Source organism: Sulfurihydrogenibium sp. YO3AOP1 (genome assembly GCF_000020325.1).
GTDB lineage: Bacteria > Aquificota > Aquificia > Aquificales > Hydrogenothermaceae > Sulfurihydrogenibium.
On record NC_010730.1, the window covers coordinates 171368 to 186821 of the forward strand.

The 15454-nt window shown below is 33.1% G+C and carries 17 protein-coding genes; 2 read left to right on the forward strand and 15 right to left on the reverse strand.

Annotated elements, in window-relative coordinates:
- Window positions 1-16: 16 nt before the first annotated feature.
- The 10 genes from SYO3AOP1_RS00790 to SYO3AOP1_RS00835 all read right to left on the reverse strand — a co-directional run bounded on the left by SYO3AOP1_RS00790 (window position 17) and on the right by SYO3AOP1_RS00835 (window position 8613).
- Window positions 17-1096: a bis-aminopropyl spermidine synthase family protein gene (locus SYO3AOP1_RS00790; protein ID WP_012458889.1), complete on the reverse strand. Its 1080-nt coding sequence runs from the start codon at window positions 1094-1096 to the stop codon at window positions 17-19.
- A 15-nt stretch (window positions 1097-1111) separates the two neighbouring features.
- Window positions 1112-1942, reverse strand: a complete 831-nt coding sequence (gene speE, locus SYO3AOP1_RS00795) for a polyamine aminopropyltransferase (RefSeq protein ID WP_012458890.1) — start codon at window positions 1940-1942, stop codon at window positions 1112-1114.
- Window positions 1943-2066: 124 nt separating this feature from the next.
- On the reverse strand, window positions 2067-3344 hold the full coding sequence (locus SYO3AOP1_RS00800; protein ID WP_012458891.1) for a pitrilysin family protein: 1278 nt from the start codon (window positions 3342-3344) through the stop codon (window positions 2067-2069).
- 452 nt (window positions 3345-3796) lie between these two features.
- Window positions 3797-4021: a hypothetical protein gene (locus SYO3AOP1_RS00805; RefSeq protein ID WP_012458892.1), complete on the reverse strand. Its 225-nt coding sequence runs from the start codon at window positions 4019-4021 to the stop codon at window positions 3797-3799.
- A gap of 3 nt (window positions 4022-4024) precedes the next feature.
- Window positions 4025-4282 (reverse strand): hypothetical protein, encoded by a 258-nt coding sequence (locus tag SYO3AOP1_RS00810; RefSeq protein WP_281340764.1) that lies wholly within the window; start codon window positions 4280-4282, stop codon window positions 4025-4027.
- A gap of 81 nt (window positions 4283-4363) precedes the next feature.
- On the reverse strand, window positions 4364-5038 hold the full coding sequence (locus tag SYO3AOP1_RS00815) for a cbb3-type cytochrome c oxidase subunit II (protein WP_012458894.1): 675 nt from the start codon (window positions 5036-5038) through the stop codon (window positions 4364-4366).
- Between the two features lie 14 nt (window positions 5039-5052).
- On the reverse strand, window positions 5053-6462 hold the full coding sequence (locus SYO3AOP1_RS00820) for a cbb3-type cytochrome c oxidase subunit I (protein ID WP_012458895.1): 1410 nt from the start codon (window positions 6460-6462) through the stop codon (window positions 5053-5055).
- Between the two features lie 18 nt (window positions 6463-6480).
- Window positions 6481-7245, reverse strand: coding sequence for a cytochrome c (locus SYO3AOP1_RS00825; protein ID WP_012458896.1), 765 nt, complete (start codon window positions 7243-7245; stop codon window positions 6481-6483).
- A gap of 107 nt (window positions 7246-7352) precedes the next feature.
- Window positions 7353-7673 carry an antibiotic biosynthesis monooxygenase gene (locus tag SYO3AOP1_RS00830; protein ID WP_012458897.1) on the reverse strand — a complete coding sequence of 107 codons (321 nt, stop codon included), beginning with the start codon at window positions 7671-7673 and terminating at the stop codon, window positions 7353-7355.
- 4 nt (window positions 7674-7677) lie between these two features.
- Window positions 7678-8613, reverse strand: coding sequence for a dihydroorotate dehydrogenase (locus tag SYO3AOP1_RS00835; protein ID WP_012458898.1), 936 nt, complete (start codon window positions 8611-8613; stop codon window positions 7678-7680).
- A gap of 59 nt (window positions 8614-8672) precedes the next feature.
- Between SYO3AOP1_RS00835 and SYO3AOP1_RS00840 the strand changes: the two genes are divergently transcribed.
- Complete coding sequence (locus SYO3AOP1_RS00840) at window positions 8673-9653, forward strand: SDR family NAD(P)-dependent oxidoreductase (protein WP_012458899.1); 981 nt, start codon at window positions 8673-8675, stop codon at window positions 9651-9653.
- Window positions 9654-10079: 426 nt separating this feature from the next.
- Here the strand turns inward: SYO3AOP1_RS00840 and murA are convergent, their stop codons facing one another.
- The 5 genes from murA to ruvB form a co-directional block, all read right to left on the reverse strand.
- Window positions 10080-11372, reverse strand: coding sequence for a UDP-N-acetylglucosamine 1-carboxyvinyltransferase (gene murA, locus SYO3AOP1_RS00845; protein WP_012458900.1), 1293 nt, complete (start codon window positions 11370-11372; stop codon window positions 10080-10082).
- A 205-nt stretch (window positions 11373-11577) separates the two neighbouring features.
- Window positions 11578-12453: a peptide chain release factor N(5)-glutamine methyltransferase gene (gene prmC, locus SYO3AOP1_RS00850; RefSeq protein ID WP_012458901.1), complete on the reverse strand. Its 876-nt coding sequence runs from the start codon at window positions 12451-12453 to the stop codon at window positions 11578-11580.
- Entirely contained in the window at window positions 12450-13070 is a 621-nt protein-coding gene (locus SYO3AOP1_RS00855; RefSeq protein WP_012458902.1) for a trimeric intracellular cation channel family protein, read from the reverse strand. The genes prmC and SYO3AOP1_RS00855 overlap by 4 nt, the downstream gene beginning before the upstream one ends.
- Complete coding sequence (gene sfsA / locus SYO3AOP1_RS00860) at window positions 13040-13759, reverse strand: DNA/RNA nuclease SfsA (protein WP_012458903.1); 720 nt, start codon at window positions 13757-13759, stop codon at window positions 13040-13042. The genes SYO3AOP1_RS00855 and sfsA overlap by 31 nt, the downstream gene beginning before the upstream one ends.
- Window positions 13746-14720: a Holliday junction branch migration DNA helicase RuvB gene (gene ruvB, locus SYO3AOP1_RS00865; RefSeq protein ID WP_012458904.1), complete on the reverse strand. Its 975-nt coding sequence runs from the start codon at window positions 14718-14720 to the stop codon at window positions 13746-13748. Before ruvB ends, sfsA begins: the two co-directional genes overlap by 14 nt.
- Window positions 14721-14750: 30 nt before the next feature.
- On the opposite strand from ruvB, the gene SYO3AOP1_RS00870 reads away from it, so the two are divergent.
- Complete coding sequence (locus SYO3AOP1_RS00870; protein WP_012458905.1) at window positions 14751-15146, forward strand: EVE domain-containing protein; 396 nt, start codon at window positions 14751-14753, stop codon at window positions 15144-15146.
- Window positions 15147-15454 lie beyond the last annotated feature (308 nt).

The following is a 15454-nucleotide window of genomic DNA, read 5'->3' on the forward strand; positions in this document are numbered from 1 at the left end:
CCTGTTTAAGATTATATTAAGTAGTTGAGCCCTCTTCGTCTAAGTATAACTCTCTGAAAACTTCGTCAGTGATTTGAACGTTTTCACCTTTAAAACCTGGTAATGCTTCCATTCTTACCCATGCAGACCTATACCATATATCTGTTGGAACTTTATTAACCGGTGCCACTTCCTGAGCTTTTGTCTCAGCATGATAGTCCCAGTTCATGTATGCGTTAAAGTCTTGAACTATGTCTGTAATAACCATTCCATAGTCGTTTATTAAAGCTTTTTGGAATTGATGCCATCTTGTAATAGAAGAATCTCTTAATGTTAATCCAAAGTATCCAACACTACCTTCTTGTCTTAATGCTGCAATACCTCTTGCAATGAATGCTTTAAAGGCTTTTAATGTTTCCGGCGGGTCTGTGATAAATACATCAAAAGATTTCAACCATTCTTCTGGGAATGGATTTCTTAAATCAAATCTTATAGCTTCTGCATTGTCTATGCCAAGTTCTTTAAAGATCCTGTTATCAAAATCTATAGACCTTTCATCTATATCTAAGATTAAAACTCTTCTTGGAAGTCTTGTTAAAGCTACAGCTAAACCTGTTAAATCATCCTCAGCACCCATAACAAGAATATCTCTGTCTCTTAAATCTTCTCTTGAATCTAAGAATAAAACTCTTGATACAGTAGTTTCCGGTGTAACGCTGCCTTGGTCATACTCTTGAATTGCTTTCGGTCTATCCTTTGTAACTTGTAAAAATGTACGATACCAATCTAAATTTGCATAGAATGGTATACCTCTGCCTTCACAAGCTTTACAAGAATAATCTACCGCCGGTGGTATTTTTAACTCTTTTACTAAATTAAAACCTTTTTCTGTTAATAAGATTTCATCGTTTTCTATTTTTGCGATGCCTTCAGCTACAAGCTGTCTTACTATTTCTGCTGTCGCCGGCACCGGTTGGTCAGCCAAGTCTACAACCTTCCAAAAATCTGATGTTGTTAAAAGACCAGCCAACACCCTTTCTACACTTCTTCCGTAAAGTTTAATATTTGTTTTTTCTGATGCTCTTTTTGCGATTAAGTCTAAAACCTCTCTTGCCAATTTCTCACCTCTCAATTATTTAATTAAATCTGATACAAATTTTGGTATTGAAAATAAAGAAGCATATATTTTATCACAAAAATATTTTGTTTTCAAATCCTTAATCTTTTCAAACTCGCTTTCTTCATACTTTAAAATATCAACATCATCGGAAGCCAATGTAAAACTCCACATTCCAGCTGGATACGTTGGAATAAATGCTAAATAAGTTCCAAAATATTTAAATACTTGTTTAATCTCATTTACAGCTGTCTTAAAATAAAGCTCTTGTAAAAATGGAGATTCAGTTTGTGCTGCCATTATTCCATTTTCTCTAAGTGCATTTTTAACCTTAGTATAAAATTCTCTTTTAAACAAAGCTTCTGCAGGACCTACTGGGTCAGATAGGTCAAGCAGTATAACATCATAATAATTTTTTCTTTCATCTAAAAACTTATTTCCATCTTCTACAAAAACTTGGACTTTTGGATTGTTTAGTTCACATGAAATTGTAGGAAGATACTCTTTTGAAATTTTTATAACTTCTTCATCAATTTCACATAAATGAGCTTCTTTTACAGATGGATGCTTTAAAACTTCTCTAATTGTTCCACCATCACCACCGCCAATAACAAGAACTCTTTCTGGGTTTGGATGTTTTATCAAGGCAGGATGAGTAAGCATCTCATGATATATAAACTCATCTCTTTCTGTTGTTTGAACTGCACCATCTAAAACAAGCATTTTGCCATACTCATAAGTATCTAAGATCAAGATTTCCTGATACTTTGATTTCACTGTTTTAGCTTCTTTAACTTTTACAGTTAATCCTGTGTTTGGTGTTTGATACTCAGTAAACCAGATCAATTTTTACCTCCAAAGATTATTTGAAATAATTATATAATAAGTGAGACAGTAAGTAGATGAGAAAGTGAGAGACCGAGAAAATAAGTAGCAGTTTAACGTCTCAATTCTGACTTTAAAGTGCAAATTACGGTGATACTATAATACAAGAAGATTTTGTAAAGTATTTAATTGTAAGCTTAGTTAAATCTCTGAGTTTTACTTTTTTTATTAAATTTGGATAGTTTTTATCCATTTGATAACCAAGTCCTACAGTTTCAAACCATCCTAAATAATATGCCTGTTTTGACCTTGTTTGATGGTCCATCATAAACGTTCCAAGTATCTTTTCCTTGGATGTTTTTATCTCTTCTTCCTTTATTCCTTCTTTCAAACTTTTAACAACCTCTCTCATACCTTTTTCTGCATCTTCTCTTTTTTTAGGGTCTGTGCCAATATATAAAACAACTGTACCAATGTTTAATCTTGCCGGAAAGTAAGAACCTGTTGCGTATGCAAGTCCTCTTTTTTCTCTTAGCTCTTGAAACATACGAGAAGTAAAGCCGCTTCCAAGAATTCCATTTAATACTCTAAACGGAATGTAATCTTTATCTAAAAGAGTTGGAGCGTTATATGCAATTAAAATAGTTGATTGTTGACCTTCTCTGTGAACTGTAATACATTGGTTATCTTCAATAACTTTATCAATTTTTGGAAAACTAAAATACTCTTTTTTTTGTAGCTTTGAGAAATTATATAACTGATTTTCAAATTCTTTAAATGAAGCATCCCCAACTATTGAAATAACAATCCTGTTACTGTTTAAAAGCTCATTCCATCTTTTCCTTACATCTTCCGATGTTATCTTATTCAATGATTCTTCTGTTCCAAGTGGGCTATATTGGTAATTTGTATCTTTATATATCACTTTTCTTAAATCATCAAAGGCTATGGAAAATCCTTCTTCTTTTTTTGCCTTTATTTGTGCGATTATATTGCTTTTTTCTTGAGAAAATTTATCCTCCGGAAATAATGGGTTTTCTAAAATATCCATTAAAATTTCAACAGCCTTAGGGAAATTATCTACAGTGGTGGCAAATTCAATGTTTGAAAAATCTTCCCCGGACGAAGAGGATATATACCCACCGCTGTCTTCAAAAAATTTGTTTATATCATAATCCGAATATTTCTTTGAACCTTTTAATAACAATTTTAATGTCAAATTTGTGAGACCGGCTTTTTCTGTTCCATCTTCAAAGCTTCCACCTCTAATAAATATACTACCGGCTATTATTCCTTTCCCTTGCGTTTGTTTGTATATTAAAGTCAAATTATTTGGATATATTACTTTAAGCACTCTTTCTCCTCCAAATGACAATTGGGATAACGCAAAAAACAATAAGAATATAATTATTAATCTTTTCATATCTTATCTCCTAACTCCTTACATTAGTATACCATAATTGGTATTTATTATTAGAACTTGGAATTAAAACAAATGTGAGATTATCTTTCAAAATTAGTCATTATGTTTATTAACAATTTAAGTGATAAATAAAAGATATCTTGGATGAGAAATTAGGGATTTTTATAAAACTTAGGAAGGAGATCCTTCGGACTAAAGTCCTCAAGATGACAGGAAAAGGTTGAATTATAAGCATTAGAGGAAGGATAACTTTATTTGTCATTCTGAAGCCGGAGAAGAATATCCTTCTTTTATCAAATTTTCCACCAAAGTATTTAAGAGTGATAAATAAAAAATTTTATAGTTAGGAAAATTAATTGAGTATTTTTGGGCTTTTAAAATTAGAAAAAAAATAAAAAAGAGGCCATAAAAGCCTCTTCATAAAAAGAATTAAAATATAGATTTAAATCTTTTTAATTTCTCATTAATTCTCTTAACCAAATGTACTTATCAGCTGCTTCGGTTCCTTGTCCTACAACTGCTAACCAACCTAAGAAGTCCGGTATCCAATCAAATACTATGTAAGACACAGTAAAAAGAATATATCCGATCCAGAACATCATCCACCATGTTGGAACAGCATCTGTTACATAGGTAATCTTATCAATTGCTCTTGTATTCTCCAAATGTGCAGCCATTTTTTAATACCTCCCAGCTTTTTTTTCTGATTCAATGATTTTTTCCTCTTTTTCTAAAAGTTCATACTTTGGACCTTCTATGTCCTTAAAATCACCTTTCAGATAAGAATAAATGAATAGAGTCAACCACCCAGTTAAAGCAACAATATAAGATATAACTTCAACCAAGAATCCTTTTAATTCAAAACCTGCTTCTAAATAAGCAACAGTTCTTACTGCAATTATAGACCCAACTACAAATAAAAAAATAAACATTATCATAAGTGAAACTGTTCGTTGGGTTATCTTCATTTTACCACCTCGCATTTGCTAAGTGGAGGGGCATTAACCCTCCATTGCTAATTATTTTAAAGCCCATTCTTTTGTTGGTTTAACTTCCCAAGAACCAAGCCACATTATGTAGGTTAAGAGTCCAATACCTCTTTCATTAGGAACCATATTTCCATTTTTATCCTTTTCAAAATACCATGGATATCCTGGCATGTTTGTTCCTGGGGAAGTAGAAGGAGGATTATAGAGGTGTGCAACTTGCCAGTCTACGTTATGAACTGCCGCCTCTCTAATTAAGTCTGGGCCAATTCTTTTTGTACCCCATAATACAGGAGCTTGTAATTCATTTTGATATTCTGAAGGATAAGAGACAGTATTAGACACTCCCGGAATACCAAATCTTAATGTTTCATTAGAAACTGGTCTTATCATTTGAGAGTGACAGTTCCAGCAACCTTCGGCAACATACCAATGGTGACCAACATCTAAAGCCTTCGCAAATGATTTTTCATTTACTTCGCCATAATATTTTTTAAATTGTTCTGGATAGTATTGAGCTAATCTTTGAAAATCAGCCCAAGCAGAGGTATTTTTTGCTTTTGCCTCTGCCGCAAGGTCGTTGATTTTCTTCATAGGAATATCTTTTAATACAAACATTGGCAATGCCCAAGATATAAAGTCTGCAAAAAGGAAAAATCCTAACCCTGCTACTAATACCACAAAAGGGAAACGTTCCATTTTACCCATTTTTCATTCCCTCCTTATACTGTTTGCTTTAGCTGAGCTTCAAGACCTTTACCAGCTGTAGCAGTTTTATAGAAGTTCATAGCATACATTAATAATCCTGTTAACATCATGATTCCAGCAACAGATCTGAAGTACCAGAATGGTTTTGAGAAATTAACTGAGTCAATCCATGGGTTTAATCCAATCCAGTCAAAACCTTGAACTAACCCTACAGCTGTTAAGTCAACAAACATTGCAATTACACCAATTGTTAATAACCAGTATGCTCCTTCTGACATTCCCTTAGAATACATAGTTTCTTTTCCAAAGAGCCTTGGCCATACATATTCAGCCATTCCAAGAACCCACATTCCAAATGTACCAAACATTATTAGGTGTGCGTGTCCTGTTACCCAGTCTGTAAAGTGGATAACTTTTTGGAATGTTAATGTAACGTGAAATGCACATTGGAAGCAAGTAATCCAGTAGAAAATTGCTCCAGTATACATATATCTTAAAGGTACATTGTACTTTAATACTTCAGCAGAACCTCTTAATGTCATCATGAAGTTGATTAAAACCGATGTAACTGCAAACTCAATAGCAACTGTTGCAAATACTGCTGAATACTGAGCAAACATTGGAATTGGAGACCACATGAAGTGGTGAACACCGTTCATTGGATAGAAAAATGCCAATCCCCAGAAACCAAGTAATGACAACCCATGAGACCACATTGGCTTTTTCATAATAACTGGTACAAAGTAATACATCAATCCCCAAGCTACAGGTGTAACGTACAACCCAACTAAGTCGTGAATGAATGTAGATTGAACTGCACCAGCTCCAGAACCTGCAGACCAGAATCTTGGTATAAAGTTACCCATGAACACAACAAGGGGTGTCCATACCAACATTGCTGATACATACCATCCTGTAACATAAAGAGGAGCCTTTTGAGATGCTTTTAAAATTGGAGTACCAAATTGAATTGCATGTAACAATAACCAAGCAACAATTATAGGGTCAATCCACCAAGGTGTCTCACCCCATTCAACGTTGTCAGCTTGACCTAAGAAAAGAATAGCAACAACTGTAATTAATACAGCCGCCTGAAGACCAATAAACATAAAACCACCTAAGTATTTTTCGTTAAAAACTTTATAACCTGTAAATCTTGGAACTGCCCAATAAAGAAGACCAGTAAACATGTTTACTAAAAATCCATAAGCAGCACCTGCTGTGTGAATCATTCTCACCCTACCGGCGGATAAAAATTCTATCCCTGGGAATGGATAGATACCATCAAGCTGTAAAGAGTATAAGAATCCCATTAATCCAACAATAATGAAGAAAATCAGACCCATTGCAACGTGAAGCTTTACAAGGGTATAGTTAACGAGGTTTGTTAATTGAACATCACCTGTTGCTGTTGCGGTAGCCATTGCTTACACCTCCTTATATTATTTTCCTTGATTCATTAAATATGCAATGTAAGAAACAAGATGCCATCTGTCTTCTTCTGATAAATGGTCAAATTTTGGCATCGGAGAACCTTCAAGACCAACGGTTAAAACTCTAAACGTGTCTTTTGGTGATGGACCTGCCGCTCTAACTGGATAAGTTAAATTGGTTGGTGGAACTGGTAAAGTTGAAGCTATTGGACCATCTCCTCTTCCACTTTCACCATGGCAAGCTGTACAGTTTGCAGCATACAACTCTTTACCTTTTTCAATAGATTCCTTTGTTCCAAAGAATTCAGGAACTTTTTTGATTTGGCTATAAACACTCTCTCCAGGTTGTTCTTTTTTCCATCTGTCAGAGAAAGTTTTGATATAAGCAATAACTGCTCTTTTTTGAACTTCTGGTACCAAATGGAAAGATGGCATAGGTGTTTGAGGAATACCCCAATCTAATACGTGTAACAAGTCTTCATCTGTTGGGAGTGTTCCTTCTGGAGTAGATTTCCATCTAAATACGCCGGTGTGGAAGTTTGGTGGCTTGTCCTTAAAGAAAGGCGCTGCCATACTGTTTCCATCACCGTTTTCACCGTGACATCCTACACAGAATTTGTTGTAAACCTTTCTTCCAGCTTCTTCCATTTCTGTAAGTTCTGCTGTCTTTTTAGCTTGAGCAGGTTTAGATGAATAAACATGCAACAAACCATAGACAAACAGGGCTGGGAAGAAGAAGAAGAGCAACCATCTGATAGCTGTGTTTTCTCCCATTGTTAACCTCCTACTAAAATATGATTTAAATCAATAATAAAATATTTATCAAGCAATTTCAAGCATTTAATTTAAAGTTAAAATAAAATAAAATTAACGTATTCTTTTTATATTTCTTTTATTACCTCATAAATTTCAACGGAAGGTAGTCCTGCAAACCATTCTTTTGGTGGTGGATTTTCATGAGCTTTCTTAAAAGCTTCACTATTTGTATAGTTTAAGAAACTTTCCATATCTTTCCAGTATGTAATAATTAACACATTGTTATTTTCCGGCATTGATGGAAAGCTTTTACCAGATAAAATTTTCATTCCAAGAAATCCTTCCATTTGAGAGATTCCATGCTCTCCAAATCTTTCCTTAGACCTTTTTTCAAAATCTTCTTTGAACTCCTTTTTGATTGGAAATTTTGTTAAAACAACTACCATCTTTTTACACCTCCTTTATTATCATTTGATGAGCTTTTCCTATTAGTTGACTATAATGCACATAACCTTTTTTATCTAAATGATTTTTTAAATCTTCAATTATTTTTAACGGCGAGAGAGGGTCATAAAAATTTGCTGTTCCCACTTGTATAGCAGATGCTCCAGCCAATATATGCTGCAGTGCATCTTTGTAGTTTGATATTCCACCTACACCGATGATGGGTATTCTGCTGCCGTATTTTTGATAAACTTGCCATATCATCCTAACAGCTATTGGAAGCATGGCAGGACCAGAAAGTCCTCCAGTAATGGTTGACAAAATTGGCTTTTCTCTTTCTACATCTATAGCAACACCAAGAAGTGTATTTATAAGTACCAAACCATCAGCTCCTGCAGATACACAAGCATCAGCGGTATCAAGAATATTGCTAACATTTGGACTTAATTTTACAAGAAGTGGCTTTTTTGTAATTTTCTTCATTTTATAAACAAGATTATATAAAACCTCTGGGTCTGTTCCAAATGCAATTCCACCTTTTTTGACGTTCGGACATGATACGTTTAACTCAAGTCCATGAACTCCATCTGCTTTATCAAGTCTTTCTGCTACTGCAAGATATTCATCTTCATCCTCTCCAAAAACATTAGCAAATATTTTAGTGTCGTATTTTTTTAATTTAGGAAGTGTTTCATTTATAAAATAATCAACTCCCGGGTTTTGAAGACCAATTGAGTTTAACATTCCAGCTGGCGTTTCTACAATTCTTTCTGGCATATTTCCTTTTCTTGGTTTTAATGATAATCCTTTAACAACTATAGCGCCAAGTAATGATAAATCATATATTTTTGCGACTTCAAGACCATAGCTAAAAGTTCCTGAAGCTGTCCATACAGGATTTTTAAATTCTAAGCCAAAAAGTGTATGTTTTAATTTGTCCATAAGCCAACCTCAATTAGATGGTAAAATAATATCTTACACTAAAAAATATGGAGTAGCAAATGAAGACAGTATTACTTACAGGTGCAGCAGGTTTTATTGGTTGGAAAACTGCTGAATTTTTATTAAAAGAAGGATATAAAGTTATTGGCGTAGACAATTTAAACAACTATTACGATGTAAGATTAAAAGAATATAGAAAAAAAGACCTTGAAAAGTATGAGAATTTTAAATTTTATCCAGTTGATATTGAAAATCTTCAAGCTTTAGAAATTCTTTTTAATGACTACAAATTTGATGTAGTAATTAACTTAGCAGCAAGGGCTGGCGTAAGATACAGTATGATAAACCCCTATGTTTATATGACAACAAACGCAAATGGTACATTAAATTTACTTGATTTGATGAAAAAGTACAGTGTTAAAAAGTTTGTTCTTGCTTCTACCTCTTCATTGTATGCCGGACAGCCAATGCCGTTTAAAGAAGACCTGCCTGTAAATACACCGATATCTCCTTATGCTGCATCAAAAAAAGCTGCAGAAGTGATGGCATATACTTATCACTATCTTTATGGAATTGATGTATCAGTTGTAAGATATTTTACAGTTTATGGTCCAGCCGGCAGACCTGATATGAGTATTTTTAGATTTATAAAATGGATTGATGAAGGAAAACCAATTATTTTATACGGTGATGGTTCTCAATCAAGAGATTTTACATACGTTGATGATATTGCAAGAGGCACTATTTTAGCAACTAAAGAGCTTGGTTATGAGATTATAAATCTTGGTGGTGGTAAAAATCCTATAAGTTTAAAAAGAGTTATTGAAACCATCGAAGCACATCTTGGTAAAAAGGCTGTTATTGATTATAGACCTTTTCATAAAGCAGATTTAAAAGAAACTTGGGCTGATATTACAAAAGCTAAAAATCTTCTTGGCTGGGAGCCAAAGGTAAGCTTTGAAGAGGGTATTAAAAAGACTGTTGATTGGTATTTAGAAAATAGAGATTGGCTTAAAGATGTGGAAGTTGGAAATGAGTGAAGCTAAGTGTACTTCAAAATTTTATTGTAGTTAAAAATGAGATAAACTTTGTCTGCAATCATATGTTTTAAAATAAAGAGATTCTTCACTTCGTTCAGAATGACAAAAAGGTTTTTCACTTCTTAAATTTTTATAAAGATTTCTAATCTTCCGTCCAGGATATAGAGTGTTGCAAAAATCTATAAACTCTTCCTAAAATTTCGCAATACTATTTACGTTCGACTTGAGATGTGAGACGTTTATCCTGTTTCAATTCCTCATAAGTAGGCTACAAACCTTAAAAATTTTTCTTATTCAATTGCCAAGGTTAACTTTGCAAATCAACTATAAGAACATTACATTGCATTTATGATCTTGTAGAAAATCCAGAGGATCGACACTTTCTTTTCTAACCAATAACAAGAGTTTATCATCTATTCCCTTGCTTTAATGCTCCACAATTTCCCTTCTTATCTTAGCACCGATGTTGATTAATTTATCATCTATATGTTCATAACCTCTGTCTAAATGATAGATGCTAAATATTTTTGTTTCTCCTTCTGCTATCAAGCCAGCGATTACCATTGCAGCACTTGCTCTTAAATCTGTTGCTTTTACTTCTGCTCCTGTAAATTTCTTAACAGGTCTAATAATGGCAGTTTTTCCTTTTATCTCAATATCTGCTCCAAGTCTGTTTAACTCTGGAACATGCATAAATCTATTTTCAAAAATATTTTCTGTAATCTCAGATATTCCATCAGCAAAACAAAGTAGAGTCATAAACTGAGCTTGAAGGTCTGTTGGAAATAGTGGATATTCTTTTGTCTCTATATTTACAGGTTTTAATTTTTCTTCTCTTTTAATTAAAACTTCGTTATCTGAAAGCTTTACAATGTGTATGCCGATTTTATTTGAAATTTCTTCCACGTACTCTAAATATTGACTTGGATAGTTTTTGATTATTATTTTTCCATCTGTCAGTGCAGCTAATACTAAAAAAGTTCCGGCTTCAATTCTATCCGGAATTACTTTATGATAGGTTCCGTGAAGTTCTTTTACGCCGTTTATAACAATTCTATTAGTCCCTTCACCTGCAATATCTGCTCCCATTTTTTTAAGCATAACGGCAAGATCTACAACCTCCGGCTCTAATGCTGCGTTTTCTATAATTGTCTGACCTTCTGCTAAAGATGCAGCCATTAAAATATTTTCTGTTCCTGTAACTGTGATTTTGTCAAAGAAAATATGAGCTCCCTTTAAGCCTTTTGGTGCATAGGCTTTTATATACCCATGCTCTATTTTTATCTGGGCTCCCATTTTTTCTAATGCTTTTAGATGTAAATCAACCGGTCTTGCTCCGATAGAACATCCACCGGGCAAAGCAACTTCTGCATAGCCAAACCTTGCAAGCATTGGACCCAGTACAAGGATAGATGCCCTCATCTTATTTACTAAATCGTATGGGGCGGTGTAAGATTTTGGATTAGTAAGTTTAAAACTGTATGTTTTATCTTTTATGTGATTTATTTCTGTTCCTAATTCTTGTAAAAGCTTTTTCATTGTATCTATATCTAAAAGGTCTGGAAGGTTTTCTATTATTACTTCATCAGATGTTAGGATGGTTGCAGCCATGTTAGGAAGTGCGGCATTTTTAGCTCCAGAAACTTCTAATACACCCTCTAGTTTATTTCCACCTTCTATAATTAATGCTTCCTTCAACTTAACATCTTCCTTTAACATGATCTTTCTCCTTTATTTTAGCAGGTTTTTTTATCATCTATCTAAATTTTTAATCGATAGTGCCATAAAATTTTTACTAAGTGGGCAATTCATGAATTGCCTCTACTCACTTTCTTGCTTTTTAAAATAGGTGATCCTTCAGACTAAAGTCCTCAACATGAAATGATGAAGTTAAACTTACAAAAATTTTAAAACAGCCTCGTTTTTAATCTCCTATTCTTTTAAACCTCTTACTTGCAATGATAACTCTATCAATTCCAGCCAAATCTTTATAGATTTCTATATTTTTATATCCGTTATCTTCTAAAATCAGCTTTACCTTTTCAGCTTGACCTATTCCAACTTCAAAAGCAAAAAAACCATCTTCTTTTAGAAAATCTTTTAAAGAATTCACTATCTTTTCGTAAAATTCTGTTCCTTCTTTACCAGAAATTAAAGCTTCTTTTGGCTCTTTTTTTACTTCTTTTTGAAGTTTTTGATAATCTTCTTCTTTTATGTATGGTGGATTAGAAACTACAAAATCAAGCTTTGGAAGGTTTAAAGAATTCATTTTTCCATTCATAATATTAAACTTAAAAAGTTTTAACCTGTCTAAAACTTCATGAATTTTAGCGCTTTTTTCTGTAATTTCTAAAGCTTTTTCTGAAATATCAATTCCTATGATTTTCAAGTTTTTTATATTTTTTAATAAACTAACAGAAATACAGCCACTACCAACGCCAACTTCTAAGCCGATTAATTCTCCCTTAGCGTTTTGCAACTTTTCAATAACTTTCTCTACTAAAATCTCTGTCTCCGGTCTTGGGATTAAGACACCTTCTTCTATGTAAAAATCAAGTCCAAAGAATTCTTTGTTTTTTGTAAGGTATGCCATAGGATAGCCTGAAGCTCTTTTTTCAGATAAAACTACTAATTTTTTTGCATCTTCTTCCGATATCTCTAAATCCGGATATGAAATAATGTGATGTTTTGGAAGGTTGAGAATTTTAGAAATCAGTATTAAAGCTTCATTCGCCGGATTTTCTATTTTTGATTCTTTAAAGATTTCTGTTATTTTGCTAAACAGCTCTTTTAAATTCATTGAAATTTTGGAAGCTTCCAATCATAGAGAATAGCTACGATTCTAAACATCAAAACAAGTAAACTACAAACGATAGATGCTACTGTTAAATCGGATGTTAAAACCATAGATATGTAAAATCCAATTGATCCTATTATGCTACAACTTGCATAAAAATCATCCCTCAGTACAGATGGAACTTTTCCAAGAAGTAAATCACTAATTACGCCACCACCTACACCTGTAAGTGTAGCAAGAATAATAATTCCAAAAAAAGACACATCAGCATTGTATGCAATGATTGCTCCTGTAGTAGTAAAAGCTGACAGACCAATTGCATCAGGAATTAAAATGTAGTATTTGTTTGATATATCACCTTTAACAACTTTATACATCACAACAGCAACCCAAACGCCAAAGAGTGCAACGCTCATATCTGTGATAGATTTTAAAGCATTTGGAATTGTATTTATAAGTAAATCTCTCGTAATCCCACCACCAAGTGCAGTCATAACTCCTAAAACAGTAATTCCAAGCAGGTCTAAACCTTCTTTTATTGCCTTCAAAGAACCGGTTACAGCAAAGGCTACAAGTCCTATAATGTTCATTATAAAGAAAATTTCTTTTGCAAACTCCATATTTCCTCGCTCAGGTTTAAGCTACCATTTAACACAATGTTAAATTCCCCATCAAACCTTACTTTATAGCCTAAAAATTTTACTCCAACTTCTAACGCTTTTAAAAAGTATTTACTAAACTCTCTATCTGTTTCATAATTTGGCAGAAATTCTTCACAATCTCTAAATGCAATTATCATAATACCTGCTTCATAACCTTTATTTTTTAATTCTATCAGATGTTTTATATGTTTTGCTCCTCTTAATGTTGGTGCATCAGGAAATAGACAAAGTTTTCCTTTTCTTAGATTACAGCCTTTGACTTCTATATAAAAATTGTCATCAATGAGAAAATCTATTCTACTGTCTTGATACAAAACCTCTTTTTTTATCTTTTTAGGTTTAAAGCCAAGATATCCTCTTTCTATAATTTTTTCCGCTATTTTAGAATGGAAAGAAGTATTTAGTAGAATGTAGCCCTCTTCCATCTTTGCAGAAATTAGCTTGTAATTTGTTTTATTTTCAGCTTTATTTTTTATGACTAAAATCTCTCTTCCTTTTGTAAGGATTTCTTTTAGCCTTCCTGTATCTGCAATATGACATTTTGTAATATTTCCATCAATTTCAATCAGTCCAACAAATCTATTTAATCTCTCTATAAACTTAGCTTTTCTTAAAGATGGAAACTCTGATTTATCAAGTATTTTCATAATTTTCTAAATACTCAACCGCCGTAGGTAATGCAACTCTTCCTTTTGCCGTTCTTTTTATAAATCCAAGCTTAAGAAGATAGGGCTCAATTACTTCTTCTATCGTTCTTTTGTCTTCTGATATTGCAAAAGATATTGTGTTTAAGCCAACAGGACCACCGTTAAACTGATAAACCAAAGATTTTAGATATTTTAAAGACAGTCCATCTATTCCATCTTTACCGATAGATAAAAATCTCAGTGCGTCAAAGGCTGTTTCTCTATCTATAACATCTTTTTTGTGAATAACAGCATAATCATAAACTCTTTTTAAAAGTTTGTTTGCAATCCTTGGAGTTCCTTTTGAGTGTTTGGCAATCTCTAAAGCACCTTCCTCTGTAATGTTTATGTTTAAAATTTTAGCAGACCTTAAAATAATCTCTTTTAAAGACTGCTGATCATAAAAATCAAGATTTAAAATTATTCCGAAACGAGAGATTAAAGGTGTTGATAACATGCCTATTCTTGTAGTAGCTCCAATCAGTGTAAATTTATTAATATCTAATCTTATAGCTTTGGCAGACCTTGCCTTCCTGTTAGACCCACCACCAACTATAACATCCACTTTAAAATCTTCCATTGCAGAGTATAAAATTTCTTCCAATGTTGGAGTTAGTCTGTGAATTTCATCAATAAATAAAATATCTCCTTCTTTTAAAGAAGTAAGTAGTCCTATAAGGTCTCCCTTTTTCTCTAAAACAGGTGCAGATGTTATTTTTATATTTGTCGCAAGTTCATTGGCTATGATTGTCGCAAGGGTTGTTTTACCAAGTCCGGGTGGTCCTGAAAGTATAGTATGGTCAAGAGTTTTTCCTTGAATTTTACATGCTTCTATAAAAACTTTAAGCTGCTTCTTAACTTCTTCCTGTCCTATAAAATCATCAAGCTTGAGCGGTCTGATTGAATGTTTTTCTGATATCATAATAGTATTATTTTACCATGAGGTTTTTTAATGGCAAGGTATTATTTAGCCAAGACAGAGCCTGAAGAGTATTCATATGATATGTTAGAAAAGGAAGGTAAAACTGTTTGGAATGGAGTAAAAAATCCGTTAGCTCAAAAGTTTATAAAACAGATGAAAAAAGGTGATTTGGTTTTTATCTATCATACAGGAAAAGAAAAAGCTATCGTTGGAATTGGTAAAGTAGTGTCTGAGCCTTATCAAGACGAGAATGGTTTGTACGTTGTAGATATTCAGCCATACAAGAGATTGAATAAGAAATTAACTTTATCTGAGATTAAAAAAATGAAAGAGTTTCAAGATTTTTATCTTGTTAAAATGCCCCGTTTATCTGTAATGGAAGTTCCGGACGATTTGGCTAATTTGATTTTAAAGTTAACAGAGTAAGAAGTTAAGATTGATGAAAGATTTTTAATATTTTTGTAAAGATTTAAAACTTACTACATATCATGATGAGAAATTTAATAAAAGTATAAGACTCTTTGCCGGCTTCAGAATGACGAATAAAGTTATCCTTACTCTAATGTTTATAATTCAACCTTTCGCTGTCATCCCGAGGACTTTAGTCCGAAGGATCTCCTTTTTTAAAGAAGATGAGAAAGTGAGTAGAGGCAATTCATGAATTGCCCATACGGTGAATATGTGAGAGGTAAAAGGGAGGAGATTCTTCGCCAGCTTTAGAATAACGATCAAAA

Excerpts from the sequence above, each read along its gene's own strand:
- SYO3AOP1_RS00800 (WP_012458891.1), bottom strand. The coding sequence starts at position 3,344 with ATGAAAAGATTAATAATTATATTCTTATTGTTTTTTGCGTTATCCCAA.
- SYO3AOP1_RS00805 (WP_012458892.1), bottom strand. The coding sequence starts at position 4,021 with ATGGCTGCACATTTGGAGAATACAAGAGCAATTGATAAGATTACCTAT.
- SYO3AOP1_RS00810 (WP_281340764.1), bottom strand. The coding sequence starts at position 4,282 with ATGATAATGTTTATTTTTTTATTTGTAGTTGGGTCTATAATTGCAGTA.
- SYO3AOP1_RS00815 (WP_012458894.1), bottom strand. The coding sequence starts at position 5,038 with ATGGGTAAAATGGAACGTTTCCCTTTTGTGGTATTAGTAGCAGGGTTA.
- SYO3AOP1_RS00820 (WP_012458895.1), bottom strand. The coding sequence starts at position 6,462 with ATGGCTACCGCAACAGCAACAGGTGATGTTCAATTAACAAACCTCGTT.
- SYO3AOP1_RS00825 (WP_012458896.1), bottom strand. The coding sequence starts at position 7,245 with ATGGGAGAAAACACAGCTATCAGATGGTTGCTCTTCTTCTTCTTCCCA.
- SYO3AOP1_RS00830 (WP_012458897.1), bottom strand. The coding sequence starts at position 7,673 with ATGGTAGTTGTTTTAACAAAATTTCCAATCAAAAAGGAGTTCAAAGAA.
- SYO3AOP1_RS00835 (WP_012458898.1), bottom strand. The coding sequence starts at position 8,613 with ATGGACAAATTAAAACATACACTTTTTGGCTTAGAATTTAAAAATCCT.
- SYO3AOP1_RS00840 (WP_012458899.1), top strand. The coding sequence starts at position 8,673 with ATGAAGACAGTATTACTTACAGGTGCAGCAGGTTTTATTGGTTGGAAA.
- murA (WP_012458900.1), bottom strand. The coding sequence starts at position 11,372 with ATGTTAAAGGAAGATGTTAAGTTGAAGGAAGCATTAATTATAGAAGGT.
- prmC (WP_012458901.1), bottom strand. The coding sequence starts at position 12,453 with ATGAATTTAAAAGAGCTGTTTAGCAAAATAACAGAAATCTTTAAAGAA.
- SYO3AOP1_RS00855 (WP_012458902.1), bottom strand. The coding sequence starts at position 13,070 with ATGGAGTTTGCAAAAGAAATTTTCTTTATAATGAACATTATAGGACTT.
- sfsA (WP_012458903.1), bottom strand. The coding sequence starts at position 13,759 with ATGAAAATACTTGATAAATCAGAGTTTCCATCTTTAAGAAAAGCTAAG.
- ruvB (WP_012458904.1), bottom strand. The coding sequence starts at position 14,720 with ATGATATCAGAAAAACATTCAATCAGACCGCTCAAGCTTGATGATTTT.
- SYO3AOP1_RS00870 (WP_012458905.1), top strand. The coding sequence starts at position 14,751 with ATGGCAAGGTATTATTTAGCCAAGACAGAGCCTGAAGAGTATTCATAT.